At 44.8% G+C, this 15,024-nt stretch carries 26 protein-coding genes and 1 tRNA gene; 8 read left to right on the forward strand and 19 right to left on the reverse strand.

Annotation, left to right across the window (positions count from 1 at the left end):
* Positions 1-11: 11 nt before the first annotated feature.
* Positions 12-152 (reverse strand): hypothetical protein, encoded by a 141-nt coding sequence (locus QUB39_RS05730; protein ID WP_333208230.1) that lies wholly within the window; start codon positions 150-152, stop codon positions 12-14.
* A gap of 49 nt (positions 153-201) precedes the next feature.
* Here QUB39_RS05730 and QUB39_RS05735 point away from each other — a divergent pair, with 49 nt between their 5' ends.
* Together QUB39_RS05735 and QUB39_RS05740 are read left to right on the forward strand one after the other, a co-directional pair.
* A complete protein-coding gene (locus QUB39_RS05735) occupies positions 202-627 on the forward strand; it encodes a hypothetical protein (protein WP_333103364.1) in 426 nt (141 codons plus the stop codon).
* A gap of 4 nt (positions 628-631) precedes the next feature.
* A complete protein-coding gene (locus tag QUB39_RS05740) occupies positions 632-1,009 on the forward strand; it encodes a hypothetical protein (RefSeq protein ID WP_333103363.1) in 378 nt (125 codons plus the stop codon).
* 152 nt (positions 1,010-1,161) lie between these two features.
* Here QUB39_RS05740 and QUB39_RS05745 read toward each other — a convergent pair whose 3' ends face one another.
* The 3 genes from QUB39_RS05745 to QUB39_RS05755 are packed head-to-tail and all read right to left on the reverse strand — an operon-like array spanning position 1,162 to position 1,997.
* The gene (locus QUB39_RS05745) at positions 1,162-1,425 is read right to left on the reverse strand and encodes an endonuclease domain-containing protein (RefSeq protein WP_333485033.1); all 264 of its coding nucleotides are present in this window, start codon (positions 1,423-1,425) and stop codon (positions 1,162-1,164) included.
* Between the two features lie 13 nt (positions 1,426-1,438).
* Positions 1,439-1,735: a DUF2442 domain-containing protein gene (locus tag QUB39_RS05750; protein WP_333103361.1), complete on the reverse strand. Its 297-nt coding sequence runs from the start codon at positions 1,733-1,735 to the stop codon at positions 1,439-1,441.
* A gap of 13 nt (positions 1,736-1,748) precedes the next feature.
* Positions 1,749-1,997 carry a DUF4160 domain-containing protein gene (locus QUB39_RS05755; protein ID WP_106332426.1) on the reverse strand — a complete coding sequence of 83 codons (249 nt, stop codon included), beginning with the start codon at positions 1,995-1,997 and terminating at the stop codon, positions 1,749-1,751.
* A gap of 73 nt (positions 1,998-2,070) precedes the next feature.
* Between QUB39_RS05755 and QUB39_RS05760 the strand changes: the two genes are divergently transcribed.
* Complete coding sequence (locus QUB39_RS05760; RefSeq protein ID WP_333103360.1) at positions 2,071-2,208, forward strand: hypothetical protein; 138 nt, start codon at positions 2,071-2,073, stop codon at positions 2,206-2,208.
* A gap of 147 nt (positions 2,209-2,355) precedes the next feature.
* Here QUB39_RS05760 and QUB39_RS05765 read toward each other — a convergent pair whose 3' ends face one another.
* The 8 genes from QUB39_RS05765 to QUB39_RS05800 form a co-directional block, all read right to left on the reverse strand.
* Positions 2,356-2,631, reverse strand: a complete 276-nt coding sequence (locus QUB39_RS05765) for an endonuclease domain-containing protein (protein ID WP_333208229.1) — start codon at positions 2,629-2,631, stop codon at positions 2,356-2,358.
* Positions 2,632-3,184: 553 nt separating this feature from the next.
* Complete coding sequence (locus QUB39_RS05770) at positions 3,185-3,466, reverse strand: type II toxin-antitoxin system VapC family toxin (protein WP_333344058.1); 282 nt, start codon at positions 3,464-3,466, stop codon at positions 3,185-3,187.
* Positions 3,467-3,551: 85 nt separating this feature from the next.
* Positions 3,552-3,806 (reverse strand): type II toxin-antitoxin system ParD family antitoxin, encoded by a 255-nt coding sequence (locus tag QUB39_RS05775; RefSeq protein WP_333208228.1) that lies wholly within the window; start codon positions 3,804-3,806, stop codon positions 3,552-3,554.
* A gap of 149 nt (positions 3,807-3,955) precedes the next feature.
* The gene (locus QUB39_RS05780; protein ID WP_333208227.1) at positions 3,956-4,087 is read right to left on the reverse strand and encodes a hypothetical protein; all 132 of its coding nucleotides are present in this window, start codon (positions 4,085-4,087) and stop codon (positions 3,956-3,958) included.
* Positions 4,088-4,105: 18 nt separating this feature from the next.
* The gene (locus tag QUB39_RS05785) at positions 4,106-4,438 is read right to left on the reverse strand and encodes a DUF5615 family PIN-like protein (RefSeq protein WP_333054724.1); all 333 of its coding nucleotides are present in this window, start codon (positions 4,436-4,438) and stop codon (positions 4,106-4,108) included.
* The gene (locus tag QUB39_RS05790; RefSeq protein ID WP_333054723.1) at positions 4,413-4,745 is read right to left on the reverse strand and encodes a DUF433 domain-containing protein; all 333 of its coding nucleotides are present in this window, start codon (positions 4,743-4,745) and stop codon (positions 4,413-4,415) included. The genes QUB39_RS05785 and QUB39_RS05790 overlap by 26 nt, the downstream gene beginning before the upstream one ends.
* Before the next feature lie 82 nt (positions 4,746-4,827).
* Positions 4,828-4,995 (reverse strand): hypothetical protein, encoded by a 168-nt coding sequence (locus tag QUB39_RS05795; protein ID WP_333054722.1) that lies wholly within the window; start codon positions 4,993-4,995, stop codon positions 4,828-4,830.
* Between the two features lie 20 nt (positions 4,996-5,015).
* The gene (locus tag QUB39_RS05800; RefSeq protein ID WP_333208226.1) at positions 5,016-5,234 is read right to left on the reverse strand and encodes a type II toxin-antitoxin system HicB family antitoxin; all 219 of its coding nucleotides are present in this window, start codon (positions 5,232-5,234) and stop codon (positions 5,016-5,018) included.
* 113 nt (positions 5,235-5,347) lie between these two features.
* Between QUB39_RS05800 and QUB39_RS05805 the strand changes: the two genes are divergently transcribed.
* From QUB39_RS05805 to QUB39_RS05815, 3 genes are all read left to right on the forward strand, one after another.
* Complete coding sequence (locus QUB39_RS05805) at positions 5,348-5,548, forward strand: hypothetical protein (protein ID WP_333054719.1); 201 nt, start codon at positions 5,348-5,350, stop codon at positions 5,546-5,548.
* 306 nt (positions 5,549-5,854) lie between these two features.
* Entirely contained in the window at positions 5,855-6,010 is a 156-nt protein-coding gene (locus QUB39_RS05810) for a GYF domain-containing protein (RefSeq protein ID WP_333054718.1), read from the forward strand.
* 111 nt (positions 6,011-6,121) lie between these two features.
* Positions 6,122-6,388 carry a hypothetical protein gene (locus QUB39_RS05815; RefSeq protein ID WP_333054717.1) on the forward strand — a complete coding sequence of 89 codons (267 nt, stop codon included), beginning with the start codon at positions 6,122-6,124 and terminating at the stop codon, positions 6,386-6,388.
* A gap of 110 nt (positions 6,389-6,498) precedes the next feature.
* Here the strand turns inward: QUB39_RS05815 and QUB39_RS05820 are convergent.
* Positions 6,499-6,571 (reverse strand) — tRNA-Phe (locus QUB39_RS05820).
* A 132-nt stretch (positions 6,572-6,703) separates the two neighbouring features.
* Here QUB39_RS05820 and QUB39_RS05825 point away from each other — a divergent pair.
* Both QUB39_RS05825 and QUB39_RS05830 read left to right on the forward strand, forming a co-directional pair.
* Positions 6,704-9,391, forward strand: coding sequence for a phospholipid carrier-dependent glycosyltransferase (locus tag QUB39_RS05825; protein WP_333485026.1), 2,688 nt, complete (start codon positions 6,704-6,706; stop codon positions 9,389-9,391).
* Positions 9,392-9,481: 90 nt separating this feature from the next.
* The gene (locus tag QUB39_RS05830; protein ID WP_333054715.1) at positions 9,482-10,399 is read left to right on the forward strand and encodes a cobalamin-binding protein; all 918 of its coding nucleotides are present in this window, start codon (positions 9,482-9,484) and stop codon (positions 10,397-10,399) included.
* Between the two features lie 239 nt (positions 10,400-10,638).
* On the opposite strand, the gene QUB39_RS05835 is transcribed toward QUB39_RS05830, so the two are convergent.
* The 6 genes from QUB39_RS05835 to QUB39_RS05860 all read right to left on the reverse strand — a co-directional run bounded on the left by QUB39_RS05835 (position 10,639) and on the right by QUB39_RS05860 (position 14,962).
* A complete protein-coding gene (locus QUB39_RS05835) occupies positions 10,639-11,247 on the reverse strand; it encodes a fasciclin domain-containing protein (protein WP_333054714.1) in 609 nt (202 codons plus the stop codon).
* Between the two features lie 165 nt (positions 11,248-11,412).
* Positions 11,413-12,195, reverse strand: a complete 783-nt coding sequence (locus tag QUB39_RS05840; RefSeq protein WP_333054713.1) for an MBL fold metallo-hydrolase — start codon at positions 12,193-12,195, stop codon at positions 11,413-11,415.
* Between the two features lie 367 nt (positions 12,196-12,562).
* The gene (locus QUB39_RS05845) at positions 12,563-13,150 is read right to left on the reverse strand and encodes an aminodeoxychorismate/anthranilate synthase component II (RefSeq protein WP_333054712.1); all 588 of its coding nucleotides are present in this window, start codon (positions 13,148-13,150) and stop codon (positions 12,563-12,565) included.
* 180 nt (positions 13,151-13,330) lie between these two features.
* Complete coding sequence (locus QUB39_RS05850) at positions 13,331-13,840, reverse strand: diacylglycerol kinase family protein (RefSeq protein ID WP_333054711.1); 510 nt, start codon at positions 13,838-13,840, stop codon at positions 13,331-13,333.
* Positions 13,841-14,001: 161 nt separating this feature from the next.
* Complete coding sequence (gene ybeY, locus QUB39_RS05855; protein ID WP_333208224.1) at positions 14,002-14,538, reverse strand: rRNA maturation RNase YbeY; 537 nt, start codon at positions 14,536-14,538, stop codon at positions 14,002-14,004.
* Between the two features lie 205 nt (positions 14,539-14,743).
* A complete protein-coding gene (locus QUB39_RS05860; RefSeq protein ID WP_333054708.1) occupies positions 14,744-14,962 on the reverse strand; it encodes a DUF3285 domain-containing protein in 219 nt (72 codons plus the stop codon).
* Between the last annotated feature and the right edge of the window lie 62 nt (positions 14,963-15,024).

The following is a 15,024-nucleotide window of genomic DNA, read 5'->3' on the forward strand; positions in this document are numbered from 1 at the left end:
GAACACAACCATTACAGATAAAATGTGACGAGATCGCCCTTAACTCCTCTTTCTCGATCAAGTGCGATCGCCCCTTTGGAATAAGTCAAAAAGGGCGATCGCCTTTTTGGGGCTGTGAGTGCGATCGTGCTGTAGGATGAAAAAACTGCCAAAATGATATAATCCTACAATTCCCAAAATCTATATTTTAAAAATCAGCCATTGACACAATCCGATCGACCCACCGACGCAAAAACACCCTGCATCATTAACGATCGCAAGCTCGATTACTTATTCAATGTCAACATAAAGCCAGACGCTCATAACTCAAAAAGAGCGGTACAAAATAGACAACAACTAAATCGCTTGGGATTTGATGACGATTCAGAATCTCGTCAATTTATTCAAACTCATCTAGAACAAGCAGTCCAAGAAGAAAGTAATATTGTTGAGCGATTTATTAATATTTATACAAACCACACTACAGGAGAAGAGGCTACAATAGATACAGAGCTTAGAGATTCACGCTCTACCGGGCAGAACCGGAAAATTCGCCCAAGTCCAAAGTTCATGGGAAGTCTTGCCCGATGGAACTCGCCGCTTTCTCAGTGCTATAATCTATGGAAAATAACTCAATATCTTAGGTAAGAAAATGGCAAAAATCAATTTACATGAGGGATTTGATGAACTAGCTTTTCTAGAATTATTTTGTGAAGAACCAAAAGATTCCCAACCCTCCGATGGCTATTGGTGTTATGAAGTGACAGATTCATTAGGTGTCACCCTCAAATTTGGAATGAATATCATTCAAAAATCAGTTCAAATTGAATTAAAGATAGCCGATGCCACTGTAGGTATTATGTGTTTTGAACTCGTGAACTTTATTGAAATTAATGATTATATTAACGGTAAATTAGAATTTTTAGTTGCCCCCAAAAATGAAGAATTCAAAACTTTAGTTCAAGTTGAACTGCGACCGAGAATTAAAGTTGATTGTTCAACTCTGAGCCTTTGCCCGATGGCTGCTTAGCCTTGATAAACTACAAGGTCGTGAAGCGGAGCTATCCCGTAGGGAATCGCCCTTTTGGAATAAGTCAAAAAGTGCGATGCTTGGAATTAGCGAACAATCTATCCTCCTTCATGTCCCCCCCTTCTTAAGGGGGGCGCCAGGGTGATCTGGCCTCAAAAATCACCCTCAATCCAACCCAACAACTCCCCACAAACCCCCTCAAAACTCTGCAACACCTCAACATTCGTAAACCTGACAACCTTCAATCCATACCCCTCTAAAATCGCAGTTCTTTCTGCATCATATAGTTTCCCTTCTTCCGTAAAATGACTCTCCCCATCAATCTCAATTACTAACAGTAAAGCCGCACAATAAAAATCTACAATAAAATTGTCGATCGCTCTTTTGGTATGGAAAGGTCGATCGCTCAGAAGAATCGGGTCTTATTTCTCAGCGAGCAACATGATGAATAGATTCAATATATCGCTCAATTTCCTCCTCTGTGCAACTAATTCCCTTCTGCCAAATTTCATATTCACTGATATCTATCTCATCATTCCAAACCAGTGCATAACCACCAGGTTCAACTGTAAAATTTCGGAAAAACCCAGGATTACTTAAGGTCGTAAACATCGGATTATCTAATAACTTAGAGATGTCGTATTTTTTAAATTCTAGATTGGTAAACTTAACCATCAATGTGCGATCGTCAATAGCTTTAGCAGAAACAATGCGTTCAGGTTTCATAAACAGATCGGAGTTATTTTAATGGTGGAAGTTTACTAAATTCTTGGCTATTCCACATATCCAGCAGTTCTTTCTGGTACAACGTAGCCCATTCTATTACCAGCTTTTGGGCCCGATTCGGTAAATCTCCTTCTATAATTTCTAAAGACTCAATACCGATCAAAGCGTTGTACTCACCGTAAACTGCGTGAAAATGAGGAGGTGGGTGATCCCCAAAGAAAATTTTGATGATTATTCCGTAAAATCGTGCAACTTCTGGCATAAAGGTTCTTTAAAGAATGATACGAGGACTATTATAGCCGAGCCAAGGAGACAATATTAGTTTATCCCAAATCATGTCTACTCGACAACTAGAGCGAGATCCCTTTTTGGCAGGGAAAGGTCGATTGCTCTTTTTGATATGGAAAGGTCGATCGCTCTTTTGGTATAGAAAGGTCGATCGCTCTTTTTACGCATCGCGCGATCGATATTGAGTCAACTTTTCCATAGTACAATTAAATTATGTTGCCTAATATTTTATCCGATCGCCTCGATCGCACCCAGCCACCCATTCAACTCCCCTCCCCTCATGTCCCACCCCCTACTCCCCTTCTTAAGGGGGGCGCCAGGGTGATCTAGCCTCAAAAATCACCCTCAATCAAACCCAACAACTCCCCACAAACCCCCTCAAAACTCTGCAACACCTCAACATTCGTAAACCTAACAACCTTCAATCCATACCCCTGTAAAATCCCGGTTCTTTCTGCATCATATAGTTTCCCTTGTTCCGTAAAATGACTCTCCCCATCAATCTCAATTACTAACAGTAAAGCCGCACAATAAAAATCTACAATAAAATTGTCGATGGGGCGCTGTCTCAAAACTCGAAAAGGGAATTTCTGAGAAAATTTTGCCACAGTTTTTTTTATGATGGAGTTGGATTTTTCCGCAGTTGTTTGGCGATGGGGATGAGTTTTGGGTTGTATGGTAGGTGGAAGTTCGAGTCGTTTAGTTTTGGCATGATCCCCCCTAGCCCCCCTTAATAAGGGGGGGACAAGATGTTAGTTGAAATTCTCGGTTGAGTTGCTTAGTCTCGGACTGATCCCCCCTTAGCTTGCCCCCTACTCCCCCTTAAGAAGGGGGGGACTGGATGTTGGTTGAGGTGGATGGTTGAGTCGTTTAGTCTCGGATTGATCCCCCCTAACCCCCCTTAAGAAGGGGGGGACAAGATGTGCATTGAAATTCATGGTTGGGTCGTTTAGTCTTGGATTGATCCCCCCTAGCCCCCCTTAAGAAGGGGGGGACATGATGTTCATTCAAATTGTCGGGGAAGGGGCGATATTTAGGGAATATTTTTAGAATTAGTTGATCTCAAATTATGTGTACTTGACAAAAAGGGCGATCGCCCCTTTACCATTAGTCAACAAGTGCGATCGCCCTTTACTCCTTTTTCTCAACCAAGGGCAATCGCTACCAATTAATTACCGTTAAACTTGTTACCTTTGCAAACTCTCGATCGGCTGTCACCAAAGTTGCTGAATTTTGGATTGCCATTGCTGCAATAACCGCATCTGGTAGTTTCAAGCGATGTTGCTGGCGAATTTCAATGATTTTCTCAATCAAGACAGCATCCATCGCCACTAAACCAAGAACCTCCACTCGTTGCAGAAACTGCTCAAAAATCTGACGCTCGTCTTGAGTCAACCCAGGAAATACCAGAAACTCAATTTTGCTAATAACTGAAACTCCAATCTAATCCGCATCTTTAAGCAATTCAACCAGTTGAATATTCCCTTGAAGCAAAGCAACGATCGCATTCGTATCCAACACATAGCGATTACCACTCATCGCGTAGATTTCTCTGCATTGTTACTGCATCTCCCTGCCAAGTTAATCGCCCCACCAAATCAGAGAAATCATAGCTGGGTTTCTGCTTCTCATCGGACGAAACCGGATTTAAAACAACTAAAACTTCTCGTTCTTTTAGCAATTGTAACCCAGCCAGAATCACTTCAGAAGCAGATGAGTACCTACCGTTTTTGACTGTTGATTGAACAAACTGCTCTAGTTCAGGAGTTAAGGATATATTCATGATGTTGAGTCACCTATTTGAGTCAACTATTACCCCCCATAATAACAAAAATTATCAAATTTTGTTATTTAATATTTTTTGCGATGGGAAGATTTTGCGAGATCCTTGCTTGTAAGCGCAGATTAGCGATCGCCCTTAGTTCCTCTTTCTCAAAAAAGAGCGATCGCCCTTTTGGAATTTGTCACAAAGTGCGATCGCCCTTTCTTGCTTTTTCTCAACCAAAGGCGATCGCCCTTTTGGAATTTGTCAACAAGTGCGATCGCCCCTTTGGAATTTGTCAAAAAGGGCGATCGACCTTTTCAAATAAACTCTATATGGTTCTGCATATCCGACGGTTCAAGTACCTCCCAAATCAGAATCAAACCGCGCACAATTTCACCCAGTGAACGGCTGTTTTGGTGACAGTAAACAATACCGCAATGCTCTAAACCGCGTTGATGAATTGCTAAAAAATCATCATCTTGGGTAAAGATTGCTCGTTCTTGAGAAATGGCAAAAGCTAACTGTTCTTCATCGGTAGCACCTAAAAGTCGGGATTCTGGTGTAGTCGTGACATCAATACCGCGCCTTCTTAAAGCTTCTGCGATCGCCCGTTCGACTTGTTCATCACAATGAAATCGGATCTTTTCCAAGATTCTGCCCTCTCAATTTCTGCTGTACCTTGGAAGGAGTTTTTGCTTGCAATTCCCGCACAAAAGCATCGCTATCTCGAATTTGTTGTCGAATTTCCTCAAGATGGTCGTGGTAATAAGTCAAGGCTGCGTATACATCTGCTAAAGTAATTGTAGGATACCGCGACACAATTTCATCAGGAGACATTCCCATCTTTTCGTGCCAAATTACAACATCTTGAACCCTAATCCGATGTCCGGCAATGCGCGGTTTACCGCCACAAACACCCGGAGTAATTTCAATATGTTCCGCAATCACTGCTGTCATAGAATTTCCTCAAAATTCAAATTAGCATTTATATTAGTTTATCCCAAACCGTGCCTACTTGACAACTAAGCCGATCGCCCTTTTAGAATAAGTCAAAAAGTGCGATCGCCCTTTTGGAATAAGTCAAAAAGTGCGATCGCCCTTTCTTGCTTTTTCTCAACCAAAGGCGATCGCCCTTTTGGAATTTGTCAACAAGTGCGATCGCTCTTTTTGATATGGAAAAGTCGATATCTCTTTTGTTCTGAGTCAAAAAGGGCGATCGACTTTTATTTAAGCTGCCACGATTGCCGGACTCGGAGGCACTAAATCTTCTTCTTGGCAATACTCAAGGTAGCTGGAGCTCGCTTCTTTAGCATTGGCGATCGCTTCTTCATAAGTTTTCCCATAAGTACAGGGCTGCATTGCAATTGTTGCAAACTCTGGCAGTCTTACCAAATACAGTCCATCCTCTTGTGACGATTGAATTAATAAACTATAGCGGTAATTCATTCCTCTGATTCCTCTGCTGAAGAATTGTTTCTAACTCTTGAATTGCTTTTTTTAACAATTTCTCCAAATACAATGGTGTATCCTCAACACAAGAAGAGATTTTAGGATCTGCCGTGGCGCTAGTTTGGGTGGCGCTGTGGCATTTCTGGGGGTGGCCGCGCGAAGTAGAAATTGCTAGAGGTAAGCCGCAGGCTAAGAAAAAGCGATCGCCCAATTCTAATTCAGCCTCTCCTAATCCGGTAGAACAAGAACTAAATCAGCTCAAAGCGACAACTGGAATGAATCGGATGAAGCCAATCGATTTTAGATTTTAGATTTTAGATTTTAGATTTTAGATTGACTTGCGCGAGATAAATGCTCTTTCTTGAGGATTTTCGATTTTAGATTTTGGATTGATTCCACGGATAAATCACGTGGCGGATGCCACCTTTGAAATTCGCTTGTCAGTAAGGAATGAGAATTAAATAACTTACCATGCGTGATGGTTCTTGTGGGATGGGCGTCCCGCCCGTCCAGAAAGGGCGGGCGTCCCGCCCAACCCACTTTCAAGAGTGTAAATTATTTAATTCGCGATCCTAAGACGATCGACCCAGCCAACTCCTGAAGTTCCTCAATGGTACGTGTTTCGCAGCGGTGAAGCCAAAGGGCCCTATACCAGATTGCAATTATGGGAGATTGAGGAAATCACAGCCAGAACCAAAGTGCGGCGCGGGGAAGCCGAGTGGCAGCGCGGCGGTGAAATTCCAGAATTAGCGTCGTACCTCACTCAAAAATAAGACAGTACACGTCACCGCACGTCGATCGGCGCTTAAGACGATCGCACTGCCCAGAAAGTAGCGCTATTCTTAGAAAAGGGATTTGTGTCAGCGAGACTCCCGGAGATTTTTATGAATATTACTTTGAGTCCTGAGCAGGTGAAATTGATCGAAGCGCAATTAGCATTGGGGCAGTTTAGCTCGCCGGAAGAGGTGATTACAAAAGCCCTCCAGACTTTGACTCAAACACGCCAGCATTATTGGGAGTGGGTGGAGGAGGTGCGCTCAGGCGTGGAGGAAGCGGAGGCGGAACTATCGCGGGGTGAGGGAATCCCCTTAGAGACTGCCATCGAGCAATTGCAGGAAAAGTTTCGCAAGGCGCGAGAGGTTCAGGGATGAGCCGATGCTTTGTCTCTCGAACTGCAAGCCGAGACTTGAATGCCATTGGTGATTATTTTGTGGGTTCAAGTTTATAAAAAAAAACCCTCAACTTTGTGAGGGCTTTGCGATGCCAGGAACGAGACTTGAACTCGTGACACGTGGATTTTCAGTCCACTGCTCTACCAACTGAGCTATCCCGGCTTGTTTTTTCGCGCTTTACTATCTTAGCAGACACATACAGAATTTAGCAAGCACTTTTTCAAATTAATTTTCGATCGCCCGGAACCGCCCGCCTGTAAGCTAAAAGCTGCAACCTAAAATCCAAGAACCGCAATGGCACAGCAACATCGGGACAGCGAGGGCAAGAGTCTGCTTGTCTTAGGCATAATTTGGCTGCTGGGGGCAATTAGCGATCGCCTCTGGTTTGCCTTCGATCGATCTGTCCCGGCGTGGGATCAAGCAGACTACCTGACTAGCACCCTGAAATACTTGCAGGCGTTGCAGCATCCTCAGTGGCTTTCCGGGGAGTGGTGGACAAACTTCTGGCTGCTTTCGACCAAAATTCCGCCCTTGGCATACATCTTAACCGTTCCGTTTCTTCAGGTTTTCGGTACTGGGGGCGATCGGGCAACCCTCGTTCATCTCTTATTTAGTGCAATTCTCCTCGCCTCAGTCTACAATCTGGGCGTCCAATTATTTAACCGGCAAGTCGGTTTGTGGGCCGCTGCAATTTGCGTTTTGTTACCCGGACTTTATGGGCTGCGCTTGCAATTTTTACTCGACTATCCCCTCACTGCGGCGATTACTTTGGCTTTCTATTGTCTGACAATGTGGAAGGCTTCTGAAGGAAAGAAGGAAGAAGGAAGTTCGGCAACGGATTTTATAACGGATGTAACGGATGTAACGGATAGAACTCAGTTGGAAGAACCAACAAAGAAAAAGTATAAATTCTCCCCCTCCCCCAATCTCCCCCTCTCCCCGTCATCTTTCTTTTGGGCGATCGCCTTTGGAATTTCTCTCGGTTTATCAATATTAGTTAAACACACTACAGTATTATTTCTGTTTACGCCGATTGTGTGGCTGGCTGTTGGTGCTGTGCGCCAAAAAGCTTGGGGAAGATTAGCTCAATTAGCAGGTAGTTTGTTGCTGTCTGCGGCGGTGTTTGGGCCCTGGGCGAAAACCAATTGGCTGTTAATTTTGACCGGGGGAAAACGGGCAACGGTGGATTCGGCGATCGCCGAAGGAGATCCGGCCCTCAATACGATCGACGCTTGGATTTACTACGGTCAACGCTTACCCGAACAGATTTCTTGGCCTCTGTTACTTATTCCCTTAGTAGGATTGATACTTTATTGGCGTCGTCGGCAAGATATTTCGTCAATCTTTTATCTCAACTCCTGTCGGTGGCTGGCTGTTTTCTGGGTAGGAGCTTATTTAATTAATTCTCTAAATATCAACAAAGACGACCGATATGGTATACCTTATTTGCCAGTTTTATCTATTTTCTTAGCCTACTGTTTAACGCTGTGGCCTTCGCGGTGGGGACGACAAATTCGCTGGGGTACAATTGGCTTGGCAATTCTGGCAATGCTGTTGCATATGTGGCCGCTGGGAGGGGCTTTTGGACATAGCTTAGTTCAAATTATCAGTCCCGGCAATTCTAACTATCCTTACTTGGGGAAAGAGTGGCCGCACCGAGAGGTAATTGCCGAAATAATCGATCGGGAACCTTATTTGCAATCTACTTTAGGCGTGTTGCCTTCGACGCCGGAAATTAATCAGCATAATTTGAATTTTTACGGTGCTTTGGCGAATTTTCAGGTTTACGGGCGGCAGGTGGGAACGAATTTAAAAGACGTGCCGCAAGATGTGCGATCGCTCTCTTGGTTCGTAACCAAAACAGGCCCGCAAGGTTCGATTCGCGAACGGATTAAACAAGCTCAAAATGCAGCGGTGACGGCAATTGAAAAAGGTGATAAATTTGAGTTAGATAAAACTTGGATTTTGCCAGATTATACTAATTTAAATCTTTATCGGAAGCGAGTGCAGCCTGTCGAAATACAGCCGTTGAATGAAGCGCGATCGCAAGTACAATTAGATCGAGTTACTGTCGCTGCAAAAGCAGTTCCGGGAGTCGCGCTATCGGTAACATATACTTGGTCTGGGCCTTGGCAGCAATTGCAGTCTGGTTTAGTGTTGGTAACGTGGCAAAATCAGCAGTCTGGCGATATTCCACCGGGACAGACTTTCAGGATTTTACACGATCGCGCGATCGGTCAAGCGACTTTGCATCCGGGGATGCTGGAAGCGGATAAATTTGCTGTGGGGTTTCGAGTTGTCGATCGCACGGCGATGCTTCCTCCTGCTAATATTGCACCGGGCACTTACAATCTGCAAGCTACTTATCTAAATCGGAAAACCGGCGAAACTTATCCGATTAATGTGCCGGCAGTTAGTGTTAAAATCGAGGCAGAGCCTCTGGATATGCGTTCTCAGGCAGAGCCTGGGAACGAGAATAATGAGGATAATACAGATAAGCCTGAGTTAGATTTGGTGACTCAATTGCGGGCGATGGCGGTTAATTTACCCAAAGGATTGCCTGGTTTAGAACCCGTGTTCGAGCAGATTGGGCGCATCAATCAATACGATCCAATTCAAGATTATACCGTGCAAGCGGAACAAGCGTTAGAATATCGGTTGAAACAGGAACCCAATAATCTAGAATTGGCTTATGCTTTGGCATTTTCGCGAGTATTGCAGCAGAATGTCCAAAGTGCGATCGCCGCCTTAGAAAAAGTCACTCAACTCGACTCAAAAAACCCTTACGCTTACGCCTATCTCGCTTTCGTACACCTGTACGGCTGGCATCCCAAAGCCGCTCAAACAGCCTTAAAACCTGCTCTCGCTCTCAACTCCAACCTACCGGAAATTAGAGTTTTAAACGGTGTAGCGCAACTAATGCAAGGTAATCTCATTCAAGCATGGCAAGATTTGCAATACTTAAAAAAACTAAAAATTTAACAATCCCATTTAACAATCCCTTTTATTGTGGCACGGGCGTCCCGCCTGTGCTTCGCCTGTGCTTCCGAATCGGTAAAAAACAGAAAACCAATGAACCAACCAAGAATTGTCTCTCTAATTCCCAGTGCCACCGAAATTGTAGCACTTTTAGGATTAACCGATGCAATTGTGGGCCGTTCCCACGAATGCGACTATCCCCCAGAAATCCAGAATTTACCTGTGTGCACTCAGCCTAAATTCAATCCCGAAGGAACTAGCAGCGAAATTCACAACCGCGTGACAGAATTGTTGCAAAATGCGCTGAGTGTGTATAAAGTAGAAATAGATACTGTGGAAAAATTGCAGCCGACTCACATTATTACTCAAGCTCAATGTGAAGTCTGTGCTTGTTCTCTAGCGGATGTTGAACAAGCGGTAAGCACTCTGGTAAATAGCAAGCCGGAAATTATTTCTTTGCAGCCGAATCTGCTAGCGGAAATCTGGACGGATATTCAGCGAGTTGCTGATGCTTTGGGCGTAAATGGCAAAAGTGCGATCGATCTTTTGCAATCCCGCATCGATGCTATTATCTTAAAAACCAAAACATTAACCGTTAAACCCAAAGTAGCTTGCATCGAGTGGATTGAACCTTTGATGGCTGCGGGTAACTGGATGCCCGAATTAGTCGCAATGGCGGGAGGCAATTCCCTGTTTGGAATTGTCGGGAAACATTCCCCTTGGTTAAAATGGGAATCTTTAGTAGAAGCTAATCCCGATGTAATTATTTTCATGCCTTGCGGCTTTGATTTAAGTCGCACTCGCAGCGAAGCAAGGCAGATAACTAAATACGCAGAATGGCCTGATTTGCAAGCAGTAAAAACGGGGAAAGTTTACCTAACTGACGGCAATTCTTACTTTAATCGGCCGGGGCCGAGATTGGTTGATTCGTTAGAAATTTTAGCAGAAATTCTCCATCCCGAAATCTTCGATTTTGGCTACCGGGGTAAGGGTTGGCAGCCATTTTTGTAGATACCCGCAGCTAGCTAAAGCTTTATCTATAGCAATCCTAAATCATTTGTAAATTTCTTACTCCCTCCCCTTGATAAGGGGAGGGTTGGGGTGGGGTAAAAAATTTACGACTCCTGCAACGATTGCTATATATTAATTCGGAATTGCCTGCCATACAAATAAGGACACAACAATGTTGTGTCCTTACTTCGCTTTCATTTAACCGAATCTAACATCAATTGATACAAAAACGGCTAGTCTTACTTCGCATCAGGCGGCATCAGCACCTTGTCAATTACGTGAATAACGCCGTTGCTAGCTTTGATATCAGCTTTCACAACATTAGCGCCGCTGACAGTAACTTTGCCTGTGCTAACTGCCACCTTCAGCGAACTTCCTTCGACACTTTTTACATCGCCGGATTTTAGGCTAGTAGATAAAACTGAACCAGGAACAACGTGGTAAGTTAAAATCTTAGTAAGTAGGGCTTTGTTTTCCGGTTTGAGCAAATTCTCCACAGTTCCTTCTGGCAAAGCAGCAAATGCCGCGTCTGTCGGTGCAAAAACAGTGAAAGGGCCTTTTCCTTGTAAAGTTGTCACCAAACCTGCAGAGCCCAAAGCCTTTGTCAGCGTCTTGAATTGAGCGTCGCCAGATGCAATAGCGACAATATCCTTAGCCTGAGCCATTGGTGCCGGTGAAGCAGTGGTTTTCCCATTTCCTGCAACTTGTTGAGTTTGAGTTGCATTAGCAACATTGGTGTTGGAGGTGATGTGAGCCCAAGCCGGGAAACCGATTAACGCGCTAGCGCCGATTATTCCTGCGAAACCTGTGAGTTGTTTCATCCAACTAGGTAAATTTTGATTTTTCATTTCGCTTGCATTTCCTTATGAGATAAAACCGTGAACATGAATTGTTATGTTAGCCAAATCTCGACAAAAGGCAAGGTTGCCAGAGGCTAAGGTAGAGAGAAAATTCTCTTGCATCCCCGATCGAACAAAACTTCCTTAATATAACGCAACCTAAAAAATCTGGCATCAACCGCTAAATCTGTAACTCAAAACCTCAATCACCGAACCAGTTTGGGGTAAGTCAGCAGATTTGAGCGAAATCGTGTCATTATTCAATCGGCGCACCGGCGTACCATCCATCAGCGCCAAGAATTCATCTAGCGGCACCAAATCGCACGCAGCAGCATCGGCGGCTTGGGTTTTGAAATGTGTCGGAATCACCATCTTTGGTTTGAGAAGTTGCAAAGTTTGCTTCGCTTCCGCCGGAGTGTAAGCTTTCGGGCCGCCGCCCACGGGAATCAGCACTACATCGGGCCGCCCGATCAAGATTTGTTCTTCAATGCCGATCGGGCCAGCAACTCCGCCCAAGTGTAAAATCTTAACGCCCGCTTGCTGCCACAGCCAAGCCACATTGACCCCAAATCGCCTTCCTCCCTCACGGTCTTTTTGGGTCCGAATCCCTTGAATCCGCAGTCCGTTAGACCTGTAAGCCCCCGGTTCGTACAAAAGGCCGGGATTGCCCGCAAATCCCTCGATCGCCCCTTCATCGAGCAACCGGCTGCTAATCAGAATCAAATCTGTTGGCACTTTAGGAGAACGATAGCCTGCGGTACAGCCCAGGGGGCGAAAAGGATTCACCAGCACCCTCGCACCGCCTCCGGCGAACAAGAAGCAAGTGTGGCCCAACCACTGAATCGACAAAGAATCAGCAGTTTGAGCTTGATAGCTTTCCCATCCAGATGGTAAACCAGTGAAGAAAGCTGCTAGCAAACCCGTCTGTGCGTAACGTATTAATTGTCGCCGTTTCATCTTGTGATTGCGGTTGTCGGGTGTTGGTCGTCTGTTGTTATACCACAAAACACCGCCAGTCGATTTTAGATTTTAGATTTTAGATTTTAGATTTACTTGCAGCATTGAATCTGGAATCTCGAACATGAGTCTAAAATTTGGGGTTCACCACGACAGGAGTGAGGGGCTTGTATCCTTTTTGAGGCGGTTCAGGTGCGAAAATGTGTACCCTACTCTCACCGTAAGGTTCTATAAAAGCGAACCCTACAAATTCAGAGAAATTTAACTAAGGAATGAGAATTAAATAACTTCCACTCTTGAAAGTGGGATGGGCGTCCCGCCCATCCCACAATAACAATTAAAATTGTAAGTTATTTAATTCGCGATCCTAAAGCCGTTCCAAGAAATTTCGCAATAATTGCTTTCCCGAAGTCGTCAAAATACTTTCCGGGTGAAACTGTACACCTTCAATATGCGGATATTCCCGGTGCCGCACGCCCATAATAGTTCCGTCTTCAACCCAAGCGGTAATTTCCAAAACTTCTGGACAACTCTGCTTTTCAATTACTAAACTGTGATAGCGAGTGGCAATCATCGGCGATTCCACGCCCTGAAAAACTCCGACTCCTGCGTGTTCTACCTGAGAAGTTTTGCCGTGCATCAACACGGGTGCAGAAACAATTTTGCCGCCAAATACTTGACCGATACTTTGATGTCCGAGGCACACGCCTAAAATTGGTAGAGTCGGCCCCAATTCTTTGATTAATTCCAGAGAAATTCCCGCATCTTCCGGCCGTCCCGGGCCGGGAGAAATCACCACTGCTGCCGGCTGCAATTGCCTAATTTCTGCTAAGGAAATTTGGTCGTTGCGGTAGACTTGCACTTCGCTGGCTACGGGCAACTGGGCACCGAGTTCTCCTAGATACTGTACCAAATTGTATGTAAAACTGTCGTAGTTATCGATTACTATAATCACGGGTTAAGTTGGATTTTAGGTTTTAGATTTTAGATTTTAGGTTAACTCGCTCCCTGAAAGCAAGGGTTTTAAGATTTTAGATAGATGCCCAAGATAAAAATAGCTGCAATATAGACGAATAAAACTAAAAACCTCCCATTGGTCATCTAAAACCTAAAATTTGCTGAGGCCAATAATTTACTAACTGCCGATCGCAATTTGAACGACTGCCCACAAAGGAGGCAGCAGAAGTGCAGTACCGACGATGATCGCAGCCATTGCCGATACCAGAACTGCTCCGGCACCGCAGTCTTTGGCAATTTTGGCTAGTTCGTGGTAAGATTGCCCGACTGTCAAGTCTACCACCGATTCGATCGCCGTATTCAACAGTTCCATGGCTAAAACTATGCCAATGGTGACGCCGATCACAGATATTTCTACAGGTTTCAGTTGCAAAAATAGGCCGAGTCCGATCGCCAAAGTGCCAATAACAGTGTGAATCCGAAAATTGCGCTGAGTTTCAAAAGCATAACTCAGACCCCCCCAAGCGTATCTAAAACTCGTAGCTAAGCTAGATGCGATTTTCCAGGACAGCTCTCGGTTGTATTTCAAGGCTTTTTTAGGCTCCTGGACTGTCTGGCTAGAAGAGTCTTGAGGCATGGGCAGAAACTGTGCGATTTGTGATGAAATTGAGGGTCTATCTAGTGTCATAAAGAACCAACTTTAATTTACAGAGATGAATGAAAGCTAAACTTTTGAAATTAACTTCATCAAGTCTAGGTAACTTTTCTAAGTTTTTACTAAAGTTTTGGTTTAATTTCAGAAATTTATATTGGGCTTGACATACTTTGTTAAGTAACCATCAACTTCAGTTATGCTGTTTGGATCGCAAGACCGATCGCCCGCAGCAATGTTTCTTGTCGATCGAGCATTTGAGTCAGACTTTCTTCATCCGGGTGATCCCAGCCCAAAAGATGCAGAAAACCGTGGGCTGCCAGCCAAGCTAGTTCGGTCTTCAGGGGATGTCCTTGCTGCTGGGCTTGTCGGTTAGCTGTATCGATCGAGATGACGATATCACCCAAGTATAGGGGTTCAGATGACTGCATTTCCTCTAGCTGAGGACAGTCTACCTCTAAAGCTGCGAAAGCTAGTACATCCGTCGGTCGATCGAGCTGGCGGTACTGGAGGTTGAGGGCTTGCATCTCCCTATCGGCGGTTAAACGCAGACTGACTTCGTAGCCTGGGGCCACTGGCACATCCGCCCCCTGGTTTTCCAGCCAAACGCTAAACCAATTTTCCCAGGTTTCGGCTGCAATCTCCCCGCTGGCTGCACTCTCAGGGAGGTTGGAAGCGTCGGCTGACTGCTGGGCGAGCCCGTAACAGTCCTCGACGTTCACCTCTATTAACATTTTTTTGCTCTCCTGTCAAGGGATATATTCAATTTTTTACAAATTCCAATGGCGCGATCGAACGGCAGGGGATTTTGCTGTTGCTGGCAAGATACAGTAATCTGTTAGAGATTGCAACAGTCAGGCAGAACAATCAGCTTAACTCCAGATTAAGAAATATCAAAAACATCAGCAGAAATTAGAGGCTGATTGTTGGAATCCTCGATTAAGAATTGAAATAGCGATCGAGAAAAGCCAAACCCACGAGTACGCCTAAAAGTCCGGCGGCTGTCAAGGCAAAATGAAACAAAGAAGTCGCCCGCTTGCGAACCATGTTCCGCATCGCCAGCTTGACATAACTCGGTGGAGGTGAAGTGCTTGTCGGCGCTGTCGGGGTTTCGGCGGACTCTTCGGAGGCGGGAATTGCTGAGGGATGTTGACTCATAACGGTTAGTTTAGAAGGTTAAGAGAGGGACTGTTGAGGACAGGCTCGTCCCGATGTTAACA

The organism is Microcoleus sp. AT8-B5, from assembly GCF_036705565.1.
GTDB lineage: Bacteria > Cyanobacteriota > Cyanobacteriia > Cyanobacteriales > Microcoleaceae > Microcoleus.